This is a genomic window from Capnocytophaga sp. oral taxon 324 str. F0483 (assembly GCF_000318315.2).
Classification (GTDB): Bacteria; Bacteroidota; Bacteroidia; order Flavobacteriales; family Flavobacteriaceae; genus Capnocytophaga; species Capnocytophaga ochracea.
Genome location: NZ_KB291525.1, coordinates 15190 through 29591, shown reverse-complemented (window position 1 = coordinate 29591; position 14402 = coordinate 15190). Strand labels below are relative to the sequence as shown.

11 protein-coding genes are annotated in these 14402 nt (G+C 39.7%); 7 read left to right on the top strand and 4 right to left on the bottom strand.

The features are described from left to right. Positions 1 to 162: 162 nt before the first annotated feature. The 7 genes from HMPREF9072_RS07010 to HMPREF9072_RS06980 all read left to right on the top strand — a co-directional run bounded on the left by HMPREF9072_RS07010 (position 163) and on the right by HMPREF9072_RS06980 (position 11120). Entirely contained in the window at positions 163 to 1284 is a 1122-nt protein-coding gene (locus HMPREF9072_RS07010) for a glycosyltransferase family 1 protein (RefSeq protein WP_009411073.1), read from the top strand. A gap of 151 nt (positions 1285 to 1435) precedes the next feature. Next, positions 1436 to 3544: a glycoside hydrolase family 97 protein gene (locus HMPREF9072_RS07005; RefSeq protein ID WP_009411072.1), complete on the top strand. Its 2109-nt coding sequence runs from the start codon at positions 1436 to 1438 to the stop codon at positions 3542 to 3544. Positions 3545 to 3558: 14 nt separating this feature from the next. Then, the gene (locus tag HMPREF9072_RS07000; protein WP_009411071.1) at positions 3559 to 3945 is read left to right on the top strand and encodes a four helix bundle protein; all 387 of its coding nucleotides are present in this window, start codon (positions 3559 to 3561) and stop codon (positions 3943 to 3945) included. 66 nt (positions 3946 to 4011) lie between these two features. Then, positions 4012 to 6969: a TonB-dependent receptor gene (locus HMPREF9072_RS06995; protein WP_009411070.1), complete on the top strand. Its 2958-nt coding sequence runs from the start codon at positions 4012 to 4014 to the stop codon at positions 6967 to 6969. A 12-nt stretch (positions 6970 to 6981) separates the two neighbouring features. Next, positions 6982 to 8604, top strand: a complete 1623-nt coding sequence (locus tag HMPREF9072_RS06990) for a RagB/SusD family nutrient uptake outer membrane protein (RefSeq protein WP_009411069.1) — start codon at positions 6982 to 6984, stop codon at positions 8602 to 8604. A 12-nt stretch (positions 8605 to 8616) separates the two neighbouring features. Further along, positions 8617 to 9648 (top strand): SusE domain-containing protein, encoded by a 1032-nt coding sequence (locus HMPREF9072_RS06985; RefSeq protein ID WP_009411068.1) that lies wholly within the window; start codon positions 8617 to 8619, stop codon positions 9646 to 9648. A gap of 62 nt (positions 9649 to 9710) precedes the next feature. Beyond that, positions 9711 to 11120, top strand: coding sequence for an alpha-amylase (locus HMPREF9072_RS06980; RefSeq protein WP_009411067.1), 1410 nt, complete (start codon positions 9711 to 9713; stop codon positions 11118 to 11120). A 66-nt stretch (positions 11121 to 11186) separates the two neighbouring features. On the opposite strand, the gene HMPREF9072_RS06975 is transcribed toward HMPREF9072_RS06980, so the two are convergent. The 4 genes from HMPREF9072_RS06975 to HMPREF9072_RS06960 all read right to left on the bottom strand — a co-directional run bounded on the left by HMPREF9072_RS06975 (position 11187) and on the right by HMPREF9072_RS06960 (position 14399). Further along, on the bottom strand, positions 11187 to 11717 hold the full coding sequence (locus HMPREF9072_RS06975; protein ID WP_009411066.1) for a hypothetical protein: 531 nt from the start codon (positions 11715 to 11717) through the stop codon (positions 11187 to 11189). Positions 11718 to 11723: 6 nt separating this feature from the next. Next, the gene (locus tag HMPREF9072_RS06970) at positions 11724 to 12230 is read right to left on the bottom strand and encodes a glycoside hydrolase family 73 protein (protein ID WP_009411065.1); all 507 of its coding nucleotides are present in this window, start codon (positions 12228 to 12230) and stop codon (positions 11724 to 11726) included. Between the two features lie 280 nt (positions 12231 to 12510). Then, positions 12511 to 13470, bottom strand: a complete 960-nt coding sequence (locus HMPREF9072_RS12120) for an IS30 family transposase (RefSeq protein WP_034566274.1) — start codon at positions 13468 to 13470, stop codon at positions 12511 to 12513. Positions 13471 to 13889: 419 nt separating this feature from the next. Next, positions 13890 to 14399, bottom strand: coding sequence for a hypothetical protein (locus tag HMPREF9072_RS06960; RefSeq protein WP_034566266.1), 510 nt, complete (start codon positions 14397 to 14399; stop codon positions 13890 to 13892). Positions 14400 to 14402 lie beyond the last annotated feature (3 nt).

Here is a 14402-nt window from a genome sequence, read left to right as displayed (position 1 = left end):
ACCTCCCCCTAGCCCCCTCCAAAGGGGGAATGTGGCGACACAAAGGTGAAGAAAAGATGAAGAAAAGGTGAAGGTAAAGGGGATTTAAATACTGTTTTGTTTGTATTGTTTTAATTTATTACCTTTGCAGTTCATATTACCTTATCATTTCATTGAGCAACTATGAACATCGCTTTTGACGCTAAACGAGCTTTCCATAACACACGCGGACTGGGGAATTACAGTCGGGATTTGATTCGCATACTACAAGAACACAAGGTGGGGCATTTATACCTCTTCAACCCACAAAAACGCAAAATTCAGGGAGTGGTGATTGATGAACACACCACTGAAATCACTCCACAATCTTTCTTCTGGCGCAAGCTAAAATCATTATGGCGCAGTGTAAAAATCACTGATATAGCTAAACAACTTCCCATTGATATTTATCACGGACTATCAGGAGAAATTCCTAAGGGAATTTATAAACACATACCTACGGTAGTTACTATTCACGACCTTATTTTTATGCGTTATCCTGAACTGTATTCGTTTTTCGACAGAAAAATACATTATCGCAAGTTCTTGTATGCCGCACAACATTCAGAACACATCATCGCTATTAGTGAGCAGACTAAACAAGATATCATCAGCTATTTAGGTATTTCAGAAGAGAAAATAACGGTGGTATACCAAGGCTGTCACCGAGCTTTTAAGAAAATATATACCGAAACACAGAAGGAAACTATACGCAAAAAATATCATCTTCCCGAAAAATTTGTATTGAACGTAGGTGCTATTGAGCCCCGCAAGAACGCACTTGAAATAGTGAAAGCTATTGAACCTCTGCGAGATATTTCGTTAGTTTTGGTGGGTAAGCAAACGGCTTATTACCAACAAATAGAGGCGTATTGTGAAGCACACCAACTTAAAGACCGCGTGCAAGCACTGAGTAACGTGCCTATGGAAGATTTGGCGATTATCTACCAGCTTGCTGAGGTGTTTTGCTATCCTTCGATTTTTGAAGGTTTTGGGATTCCTATTATAGAAGCGTTATTTAGCAAAACCCCTGTGATTAGTTCGCAGGGCAGTTGTTTTGCCGAAGCAGGTGGAACACATTCGGTTTATGTGAACTTACAAAATGCTGAAAAAGAGATACGTAAAGCTATTGTAAGCATTACTACTGATGAGGTGTTGCGCAGGCAAATGGTAGAAGAGGGTTACCGACACGCTCAGCATTTTACCGACGAGGCAGTGTTTGAAAACTTGATGAAAGTGTATAAAAAAGTAAAAAGTGAGCAGTAAAAGATAAAAATACGACAGCTAAAAACTTATTTAACTTATTGACTTTATGATGTATCATAAATTTTTCTTAAAAAAAAGTAAAGAAAAATTTGTTTGTTAAAAAAACTTCCGTAACTTTGTACCAATTTTAACACTTATAAAGCAATAAAAGATGAGAAAGATGATCTTATTGATGAGCGTCTTTGCTATGCCTCTCGCTATGGCACAGCAACAGAGCTCGCCTGACGGCAATGTAGTGCTCACTTTTTCACTGAAAGCTGATGGGACGCCTTCGTATAAGGTGACTTACAAAAACAAAGCAGTGATCAATGAAAGTACTTTAGGCTTTACTCTTAAAAAAGCCGAACCATTGACCCAAAACTTTAAAGTAGTAGACACCAAAAAGTCTACTTTTAAGGAAACGTGGAAACCTGTATGGGGAGAAGAAAGCGAGATTCTCAACCATTACAACGAACTTCTCGTACAATTACAACAAGAGAAGACCCACCGAAAAATGAACATTCGTTTTCGCGTGTACAACGAGGGAGTGGGCTTCCGCTATGAGTTCCCTTCACAAAAAGAACTCACCTATTTTGTAATAGAGGAAGAACTCTCGCAGTTTGCGATGACCGGAGACCACACCGCTTGGTGGATTCCTGGGGACTACGATACCCAAGAATACGACTATACGGAAAGTAAGCTCTCCGAAATTCGCGGATTGATGAAAGAAGCTGTTACCGAGAACGTATCTCAGTTCGCTTTTTCACCTACCGGCGTACAAACTTCTTTAATGATGAAAACCAAAGACGGCTTGTATATCAATCTTCACGAAGCGGCTTTGGTGAACTACTCGCTAATGAACCTGAACTTAGACGACAAGACTTTCGTCTTCCAATCGTGGCTAACGCCCGATGCACAGGGAGCTAAAGGCTATCTAATGGCTCCTTGCCACAGCCCTTGGCGTACTATTATGGTGAGTGATGACGCTCGTAAAATCTTGGCGTCACGTCTTATCCTCAACCTCAACGAACCTTGTGCTATTGCCGATACTTCGTGGATTAAACCTGTGAAGTATGTGGGCGTTTGGTGGGAAATGATTACCGGTAAAAACTCTTGGAGTTATACCAACGACCTTCCTGCAGTAGACCTTAATACGGTGGATTACACCAAAACTAAACCTAATGGTACCCACGGCGCTACCAACGAAGAAGTGCGCAAATACATCGATTTTGCGGCGAAACACGGCTTCGACCAAGTGCTTGTGGAAGGTTGGAATATAGGATGGGAAGACTGGTTTGGTCACAAAAAGGACTATGTGTTTGACTTTGTAACTCCTTACCCTGACTTCGACCTCAAAGCACTGAACGACTACGCGCACTCTAAAGGCGTAAAACTGATGATGCACCACGAAACTTCGGGCTCTACGCGCAACTACGAGCGCCATATGAAAGCCGCTTACGAGTTGATGAACCAATACGGTTACAATGCCGTAAAAAGCGGGTATGTAGGCGATATCCTCCCTGTGGGTGAACACCACTACAGCCAATCGACTATTAACCACTACCTCTATGCGATTAAAGAAGCTGCTAAACACAAAATAATGGTGAATGCGCACGAAGCCGTACGCCCTACCGGTATTTGCCGTACTTACCCAAATATGATAGGTAACGAATCAGCTCGCGGTACTGAGTACGAGGCTTTTGGGGGTAATAAAGTATTCCACACCACTATCTTGCCTTTCACTCGTTTGCAAGGAGGACCTATGGACTATACTCCTGGTATCTTCGAGACCGAAATGAAGTATGTAAATCCTAACAATAACAGTCAGATACGCAGTACCTTGGCACGCCAATTAGCGTTGTATGTAACAATGTACAGTCCGCTACAAATGGCAGCCGACTTGCCAGAGAACTACGAGAAGCATATGGACGCTTTCCAATTCATTAAAGATGTACCCGTAGATTGGCAAAAGAGCGTATACCTTGAAGCAGAACCAGGACGTTACATCACCATTGCGCGTAAAGATAAACACAGCAACGATTGGTACGTAGGCTGTACAGCTCACGAAGGCGGACATACCTCAGAGCTTCTGCTCAACTTCTTGGACAAAGGTAAGAAGTACGAGGCTACCATCTACGCTGATGCTAAAGATGCCAACTGGAAAACCAACCCGAAGGCATACACCATCACCAAACAAAAAGTAAATGCTAAAACAAAGCTAAAACTCACCGCTGCTCAAGGCGGAGGGTATGCGATACAAATTAGAAAATTAGAAAATTAGAGAATGACCAATTTATGGATAAACCGAATATAATTTTAGAAAAGACTTTCTTGTTTTCTCTTAGAATTATTGAGTTATGTAATGTTCTGGAAGAGAATAGAAAGTATGCTATTGCAAACCAATTATTAAGGTCGGGTACTTCCATAGGAGCTAATATAAGAGAAGCTCAGAATGCTGAAAGTCAGCAGGATTTTATTCATAAGTTTAAAATTGCGTCTAAGGAAGCTGAAGAAACAATGTATTGGTTAGATTTGTGTTTGTATTCCAGGGATTATCCTAACACAGAAAAGGAAAAGGAAGAACTATTAAGTATTATTTATATTATTAATACTATTATAGGAACAATGAAGAAGAAATTAGAGAATGGGAAAAATGAGAAAATGGGAAAAATGAGAAAATGAGAGAATGAGAAAATTTGAATTTGCTAATTTACTAATTCACAAATTTTCAAATTAATATTATTATATATGAAAGTAAAAATGAACAAACTACTTTGTACAGTAATGTTTTTCTTGTGCGTAGCTTTTGGTTATGCACAGCAAATCACTGTAAAAGGAACAGTGAAAGACGGCTCTGGACAACCTTTGATGGGTGCCAGTGTGCTTGTAAAAGGTACCTCTCACGGTACTGCTGCCGATTTTGACGGTAATTTTGAGTTAAAAGTAGACAAAGGGGTTACCCTTGTGGTCTCATCAGTAGGCTATAAAAGCCGAGAAGTAGCTGCTAAAGCAGGTACTATGAACATCGTTCTCCAAGAGGATACACAACAATTGGAAGACGTGGTAGTCATTGGGTATGGTGCTATAAAGAAAAAAGACTTAACAGGCTCTGTAAACTTGGTGACCGACAAAGACTTTAACAAAGCTCCTTCCGTAAATGCTGACCAGCTCATCCAAGGTAAAATAGCTGGGGTACAGATGGCTTCTACTGGTGGAGCTCCCGGTGAAGGACAAGTTATCCGTATCCGTGGTAATGGCTCTTTGTCCTTAACTTCTAACCCGCTAATTGTAATTGACGGTGTGCCAATGAACGATGGTGGCGTGGGTGGTTCTCGTAGTATCTTCAACTCTATCAACCCCGAAGATATTGAGAGTATGACCGTGCTAAAAGACGCTTCGTCTACCGCTATCTTTGGTTCACGTGCTGCCAATGGAGTTATTATGATTACCACCAAAAAAGGAAAAGCAAACCAAGATTTGAAGATTAGCTTCAATACTAGCATCGCCCTACAAGATGTAAACAAATACGTAGATGTAATGAATGCTAACCAATTCCGCCAAACAGTAAAAGGATTGAATAACCCTGCTGCCGAAGCGCTCTTAGGAAATGCCGATACTAATTGGCAAAAAGAAATCTACCAAACTGCTCCAATGAGCAATAGTACTTTGGTGCTCTCCGGCGCTTACAAAACTTTGCCTTACCGTGTATCAGTAGGACATTCGTATGCCGATGGGATATTGCGTACCGATAACTTCAAACGTACCAATGCCAAAATTAGTTTGAACCCTACTTTCTTTGATAAATCATTGAAATTAGAATTGAATGCCAATGGTACTTATATGCAAAACCGTTTTGCTAATAAAGATGCTATTGGGGCAGCCGTAGAGTACGACCCTACTCAGTCAGTGTTTGGAGGTCTCGCTAAATATGGAGGTTACCACGCTTGGGTGAACCCTAATAATGGCAGCCGCTACGACTTAGCTCCTAACAACCCTATGGCAATGCTAAAGTTTTTAGACGATTCTTCTAAAGTGTATCGTTTTATTGGGAATGCTAAAGTAGATTATACCTTGCCTTTCTTTAAAGATATTACCGCTAGTGTAAACGTGGGTATTGATTACAGTAAAGGGGAAGGTGATAAAATAACCGACCGCCGTATGCCTACCTCTACTCCTGGTTTCGACGGAGCTAAAACTACTTATACTAATAAAGCTACCAACAAGCTCTTTGATGCTTATATAAACTATATAAAGGACATCAAAGAAACTCATAATATAGGGCTAATGGTAGGACACTCTTATCAGTCATTCGAATTTGACAATAACTCTACTGATTACTCTTACTTCACTAACCCAGGTGATAACAAAATCGTACCTAACATCGACAAGAATAGAAACGTATTGATGTCTTTCTTTGGTCGTGCAAACTATAGCTATAAGAATCGTTACCTCTTTACCGCTACCCTTCGTGCCGACGCATCTTCTAAACTAAACCCAGACGACCGTTGGGGTTACTTCCCTTCAGTAGCCTTGGCTTGGAACGTGAGCAACGAGAACTTCCTTAAAGACAACAAAACTCTTAACGAACTCAAACTGCGTTTTGGTTATGGTGAAGTAGGGAACGTGAATGGTTTGGGCGACTACCTCTTCCTTACCAATTACACTCGTAGCCAAGACGGAGCTTCTTATCAATTGGGCGATGGTTTCTATCAAACTTACCGTCCTGGGGTAACCAATAAAAACCTACGTTGGGAAATTGGTAATACCCTCAATGCTGGTATTGATTTTGGCTTGTGGAACAACCTCATCACAGGTACCCTCGATGTGTATCGCAAACAAACCAAAGACCTGATAGCCGAAACCACTATCGACCCCTTTACCAACTTTAAAAACCGTGTAAATGCCAATGTAGGGGATATGGAAAACAAAGGTATTGAACTTGGTTTGACCGTAACTCCTATCCGTAATATTGAGAAGAATATCCGTTGGAGTTTTAATTACAATATCTCTTACAACGAAAATAAGATTACCAAAATGCCCGATGACCAACCCGCCGGAGGTATCTCAGGAGGTACTGGTAACCGTGTACAACTACACCGCGAAGGTGAAACCCCTTACTCTTTCTTTGTATACCAACAAGTGTACGACGCACAAGGCAATCCAGTAGAAAATGCTTTTGTAGATAGAAACGGTAATGGCAAAATAGACGAAGGCGACCGCTACTTGTACAAATCACCTTTTGCCCCTGTGACAATGGGCTTTGGTACCGATTTGAACTACAAGAATTGGGATTTAAACATCACTACCCGTGCAAATATCGGTAACTATGTGTACAATAACACCCAATCAAGCTTAGACCAATTCGGCGAAATTACTGCTAACAGTGGTTTCTTGCGCAATATTAAAGCGAATAGTAATTTCCAACGCCATAACGACCAATCGTGGTTAAGCGATTACTACTTAGAGAACGCTTCGTTCTTCAAGTTAGATAATATCACCTTAGGTTACACCTTCCCTCATACCGATAAAATGTACATCCGCCTCTATGGTACTGTACAAAATGTATTGACTATTACTAAGTACAGTGGTTTAGATCCTGAAGCATTATCAGTAGATAGTGCTACCAATCGAGCTACTTTTGGTATCGACAACAACCTTTATCCACGCCCTCAAACTTACTTGTTGGGCTTGAATGTTAACTTTTAATGAATACAGAGTATGAAAAAATATATCAAACATAGTATCTTTGGGGTAATATTAGCACTTTCGCTTAGTGCTTGTATGAAAGATTTAGACCAAGAGCCTATAGACCCCGATAGCTTTACTGAAAAAGACGTGTTTAAAAACGCTACTGAAGCTAAAGGTGCCTTAGCTAAAATTTATGCCTCATTATCGCTTACTGGGCAAAAAGGTCCCAGCGGTGATGGCGATATAGCAGGTGCCGATGAAGGTTCTACTGGATACACTCGTATGCAATTCTACTTACAAGTAGCCAGTACCGATGAGGCTATCATTCGCTGGAGTGATGCTGGTGTGCCCGACTTCCACAATATGAGTTGGACACCTGCTAACACCTTTACCAATGCCTATTACAACCGCTTGGGGCAACAAATCGCTTTTGCGAACTCGTTTATAGATAACGCACAAGCCTTAGCTTCTGACCCCGAAGTAGCTTATTATATTGCCGAAGCGCGCTTTATCCGTGCTTATGCTTATTACAATGTAATAGATGCTTTCGGGAAAGCACCTTTGGTAACCTCCTCTAAGGCAGATTTAAAACCTGCTCAAAACACACGTGCCGAACTCTTTAACTTCGTAGAAAGTGAGTTAAAGGATTTAGAGGGCAAACTAAAAGCCGCACGTGCTAATGAATACGGACGTGTAGATGTGGTAGCCGCTCAAGCGCTCCTCGCTCGTTTATACCTCAACGCTAAAGTGTATATAGGACAAGATAAATATACCGATTGTATTACCTATGCTAAAAAGGTAATTGCCTCTTCCTATAGCTTAAACACTACCGATGCCAATAACAATGGTACCGCTTACGACGAGTTGTTCCTTGCCGATAACAACAGCAATGGCGCTCAAAACGAGTTTATATTTTTAGCAAGTTTTGATGGGCTTAATACCAAAACTTTTGGAGGTACAGCTTTCATTATACACGGAGCTACCGGAGGAAATATGAATGCTTCTTCCTTGGGTATTAACGACGGTTGGAGTGGTCTTACAGCTCCTAAAGAATTCGTTAATAAATTTGAGGTATCAGCACGCAATAGTAATAACGAGCCTACCGCTTGGAAAGACAAACGCGCGATGTTCTATACCGATGGACAAACCTATGAGAACACAGACTTAAAAGACTTTACAAAGTCAGGTTATGCCATTACTAAATTCAAGAACATAACTTCTACAGGAGCCGCAGGTAAAGACCCCGAAAAGAAATTCCCCGACACTGATTTACCGCTCATTCGCTTAGCCGAAGTATATCTTACTTATGCTGAAGCCGTGCTACGCGGTGGTACAGGAGGTGATAGAGCTACTGCCTTAGGTTATATCAACCAATTGCGTAGCCGTGCTTATGGTAACGCCTCTGGCAACATAGCCGATGGCGACCTTACCTTAGATTTTATCTTAGATGAACGCGCTCGTGAATTGTACTGGGAAGGATTGCGCCGTACCGACCTTATTCGTTATGGTAAATTTACAGGAGGTGCTTACCTTTGGTCTTTCAAAGGAGGTGTCGCTTCAGGTGTAACAGTGCCCGATTATAGAAACTTATATCCTATCCCTCAAGATGCACGCACCGCTAATGAAAACCTTACTCAAAATACAGGATACTAAAAAGAGAATACTATGAAAAATATACTTAAAACAGCAGCACTATGTATGGGGCTTATCTCATTGGTAGCCTGCGAAAAAGACGAAGAAAAGGCAACCCTTAATGCCGATGCCAAAATAGAGGCTTCCCTATCTACCGACAATGTAGTACTTACACAGGGCACCGCCTCTCAAACAGCTCTTACTGTTTCTTGGGAAACGAAAAACCTCAACATAAACCTTGCTCCTAAATATACCGTTAATTTTGTAAGAAAAGATGGAAAAAAGGAGAAATCTATTTCAGTTGAGAAATCCCCTCTTGCTATCACAGGTAAAGAGTTAAATGACTATCTTATAAGTGGTTTAGAAATTACAGCAGGAACAACCACCGAAGTTACCGTAGCGGTAAGATTAGTCCTCAGCGACCAACGTAATTTTTCCTCCGAGCATAAATTGAAAGTAACTCCTTTCCTTGATGAAATCAAACCAAGCGATTGGGGAGTTGTGGGAGATGATACCGGTTGGGGCAGTAAGCCTGATATCAAAATGTGGAAAGAAGGAGACGTATTGGTAGCCTATGCCACTTTAAATGCTGGTGGAATCAAATTCCGCAAAGATAACTCTTGGAATGGTCCCGAATATGGTGGAAGTAACGGTAAATTAGTGCCCAAAGGAGATAATATTGCTGTCTTAGCAGGTACTTATAAGATTACTTTTAACGAAAAAGCGCTTACTTATAGTATCGAAAAATACTCTTGGGGACTTATTGGCAACGGTGCAAAAGGTTGGGGTGATAACGATGATATCGCAATGACCTATGAAGGTAGCACCAACTCTTGGGTAGTAAAGAATGTAACCCTTGTAGACGGAGATATTAAATTCCGTTTAAATCACTCTTGGGATACAAACTTCGGTGCTGATAGCACTGATAATAAGCCTGTAGCCGCTCTTAGTGGTAAGCTTAAAGATGGTGGAAGTAACATCAAAGTGAGTGCAGGCACTTACAACGTTTCTTTCTCTTTTGATGTAAAAACTAAAGAAGGTACTTACAAGATAGAAAAATTGTAACAAAATACAGGCTGTTCGACAGTGTCGGACAGCCTGTATTATATCATTTAAATACCAAAAATATGAAATATTATATATACCTTCTCGCAGGATTGCTCGCCTTTTCTTGCGATAAAAAAAGCAACAACGACAACCTAGAACCCCAAAATACAGTTCCCTTAGACCTTACTAAAATAGACAACGGCAATCGCGTAATGATGCAAGCCTTCTACTGGGACGTAACACCTCTTGGCGAATGGTGGAATACCATTACCCCAAAACTCACTGAGTGGAAAGCCAACGGAGTAGACCGCATTTGGCTACCACCTGCCTCCAAAGGAGCTTCTGGGGGCCTCTCTATGGGCTACGACCCCTCCGATTATTTCGACTTTGGCGAATACTTCCAGCACGGCACTGTAAAAACCCGTTTCGGCTCACGCGCTGAACTCGAAAACCTCATCAGCAAAGCCCACGAAAGTGGCTTGCAAGTAATTGCCGATATCGTTATAGGGCATAACAATGGCGGAGGAAAAGAGTGGAACCCTTACCGCAATAAAGAGACCTATACCCTTTTCGATGAAACCCACGGTAATGCTTCTGGAAGATTTAACCGCAACTATGAGTGCTTTCACCCCAATAAATATGCAACTTCTGACGAGGAAGAAAATTTTTATCCCGAAAGAGACCTATCGCATAAAGTACCCTATGTACGTGAAGAACTTTGGGAAAAAGATAACTCAATGGCTAAGTATTACAAGAATACAATGAAGTTTGACGGTTGGCGTTTCGACTATGTGAAGAGTTTTGGAGCTTGGGTAGTACGCGATTGGCTAAAAGCAGTAGGTGGTTTCGCCGTAGGTGAATTGTGGGACGGCAACCCCGAAACGCTAAAAAAATGGGTAGACGAAAGCGGTGCAAGTGCTTTTGACTTTGCTTGTTTCTATGCCCTCGAAAAGGCATTAGACCGCAATAAAGATATGCACGAACTGATGACCGATACCCACCCAATGCTTAGAACCTTACGCACCGAAAAAGCCGTTACTTTTACAGCTAACCACGATACCGAGAAAGACAAAATAGCGGACAATACCATTGCGCCTGATAAAAAACTAATGGCGTACGCCTATATCCTTACCCACAGTGGCTACCCTTGTATTTTCTATTCCGATTACGAAAATGAGGCTTTCAAAGCCAAGCTACAAAAGCTAATGCTCATCAACCGCAGTTTGGCAGTAGGCGAAGAGAAATTTCACTTAGCCTCTAATACGGAGTATGTAGCCTCACGTCTGGGCAACGAGAAAAGTCCGGGCTTAGTGCTCTTTATCAACAATAGCACTCTCCCTGCCAAGCGTACTATCACCACCCATTGGAAAAACAAAACCCTGATAGATTACTCTGGTAATAGTCATTTATTTTTTATTACCGATAGCGACGGCAATGTAACTATACAAGTACCCGCCAATAGCTACACTGTGTGGTCAATAGGTAAATAACATAAAGTTATACAGATAAAAAAACGAGCTACCTCGCAATGAAGTAGCTCGTTTTTTACTTAAGTTTTAAATCTTCTGTTTAAAACGCTTATATCTCCAATATACATAAGCTAAGACTACGAGCAATAACAACCAAAAAATATACCTTAATGGCGTACTTTGGGTGTGCTTTCGTATTTGCTCAGCTTGCTGTATTTCGTGCTTTCGAACTTCAGTTTGAGCACTTGCGTAGGATTGCTTATAAAGAGTAGTATCAGCTTGCTGTAAGCTCCTAGAATGGGCTCTGATAGCTTTTATTTTCACCTTACCATTGCGTACCCTTATAGTCTCACTATTGCCGTCGCGAGTGCGGGTATAGGTGAGTTCTTTAGCATTGCCAAGGCTGTCTTTGTCGTTTTCGAGTTCAAGCTCGAAAGACGTGGCGGACAGGTCAGACCATTCAGACTTGAGAGACTGCTGAACAAAGAGCTGGGAGCTATCTTTATTGGTGATAAAGTGCTCTTTCTGGACTTGCTTTTGTGTGTAGGTTTCTACTTTTTTGGTTCTGCAACCAATCACTGACAAAAGGAGTAACATTGATAATAAAACTCTTTTCATACATAGTTATTTTGCTTGTTCAATCATTTTAACCACTTTTTTCAAAGTATCCGCATAGTTAGGAGCGGTAGCGTAACCCGCTTTAGCAACCTCCTCTGCAAACTTATAGGGGTCACTTTTCACTTTCAATGCCTCTGCATAGCGTTCGTTTTTGATGAAGAACTGAGCGTGGTCAGTGAAACTCTCTTCTGGGGTATCGTACTTCCTAAACCAATCTCTCACCGCGTACAAATATTTGCCGTCCGCACGCTTAGTAATGCTGATAATCTCAGGAAAAAGTCCCTTTGTTACCATAGGCACGGAAAGTACCTCCGTAGTACGCACTAACTGCTTCTTACTTGCAGGCGTATCCTTGCTAGCTTTCACGCCGAACATCATATTTCCAGGCACATTCTTGCCCCAGCCCGTCTCTAATGCCGATTGCGCCAGTATGAATAGGTGTGATATTCCTGTTTTGCACTGAGTCTCGAGGGCGTAAGGCTTGTATTTTGTTATAAATTCTTTAGAAGTCATAATGATTTTCAATATTAAAGGTTTTATAAAATTTCTTGTTAATAATACATCGACAAACTTAAAGCCTAAATTATCTAAGTTTTCCTATAAGCTCAGAACCAACTACTATATAATAAAGTACTACCCAATAGAGTCAATGGAAAAGGTCAAACTCAAAATCTTCTCGTGTAAGAAAGTCAGCATTGACTAAGAAGATGTGTAGCATATAAATAATCATTAAATAAACAAATATTTTTAACAGCATACGACCTACGCCCATTCCACCATCAAGTGCAATTTTTCAGATTACTTTCTGATAGAATAAATCTTTAGGTTTTTCAAAGTCTAATACTTTTCTTGGCCTATTATTAATTTTATATTGATATTCTTTAATTTCTTTATCTGTAATATCTTTAAAATCAGTGTTTTTTGGTATGTATTTCCGTACAAGACCATTGGTGTGTTCACTAAGACCTCGCTCCCAAGAACTATAAGGATGAGCAAAGAAAAATTGTAGGTTCAATTTCTTTTCAACTCGCTTAAAGTCAGAAAATTCATTACCATTGTCAGCAGTAATTGTCTTTATATAGTTTTTGTAAGGCAAGGTCATATCTATAAGTTCATCTGCTAATGATTTAGCTTTCTTTCCTTCTTTTAACTTTCTCATAAATAACATTTTAGTAGTCATTTCAACCAATGTAAGTATCGCTCCTTTATTTCCTGCTCCTACAATTAAATCTATTTCCCAGTGTCCAAACTCTGTTTTATGACTTATAACCTCAGGACGTTCTTCAATAGACTTTTTATCTTCTACTTTCTTTTTACAAGTGTACAATGCTCTACTTCTATGCTTAAGCTGATGACGAGTGTGTTTGTATAGTTCGCCTCCGTTTTCTTTGTCTTGGTGAATGAAATTATAGATAGTTGTTTTTCCAACCATTGGTATTCTATTTTTTTTACAATACTCTACAATTTGCTCAACAGACCACTGTTCTTCAGTGATATGCTTAATAATAAAAACTTTCATTTCCTTAGTAAATTTACGTTCTTTCCTAAAACGTTCTTTACGCTCTTCTGAGATTTCTTGAGCTACTTTTGGACTGTATTTTCCTGTCTTTGTTTTGTTTCTTGACAGCTCTCGACTGACGGTAGAGGGATTACACTCTGCATAAAGAGCAATATCTTTTTGTTTGATTCTGCTTGCTTTTAAAGCAGAAATTACCGACCTTTGCACCAAATTTAAATGCTTATATTCTTTCATTGTCATTTACAAAGAAAAGCATTTATTTTGAAAGAGAAAAGACTTTTATAGTTTTTTCTCTTTTTTTATTTCTCAGAGGGTTTTGCCTCTAAGGGGCAACCCTCTGAAAAATAAAAGTTTTACTAAAAATTACTACTTAAAATTGCAATTATTAGTGGAACTTACACCTGCGACTTTCGTGTTTTTCTTTCCTACGATATGAGGCTGCCGTACCCGTTATCTATTCGAATATTAGTAAAATTACAAAAGCAATCAAAAAAAATGGTTAAAACCAAATAGGAAATGAATAGTAGCAAATATAAGCAACATAATAACATCTATTTTTATAAAAAGTATTGAAAAAGTGTATCCAAAGAAAGAGTGTAAGAGGTCTTTAAAATCTCTAAAACCAAATCCTTGTAATATGTAATTTAGTTTTATCATATGAAAAGTCGGTATACTTTAGGGATTACTATTTTAGTAAGTTGTTTTCTAAAATCTTTGAGGGTTAATCTCTTTTCTTTAGGTAAAAAATTTATACTTAATGTTTGATTGTCTATTCTTTCAAAAGATGAATGTATAGTCTTTTTTTTCTCAGCAGGAAATCTATTTTTATAATTAAAAAATACTCCAGCACTTTCCTCATCATCTTCTATTATTATAGAGCCTTCAAACGTTCCTTCTAATTCTAAACCTGAAACCATATAATCAAGATATTCATTCAGATTTAATAATAGTTCTCTTTTCAAGCCCCATATCAAAGGACTTTTTGCGGAAGGAGTTAATTTTCCTATTTGTACTCTTGCTCCACTACCACCATCTATTCTTTCTACTAATATATTAATACTTCTAATTGAAAAGTTGCTAAAAGAATTCAAACTGCCTCCTTCGGAAAAAGTAATCTCCACATTGTTGTTTAATCCCCATTGAAAAAATTGTATTGCATTCATAGT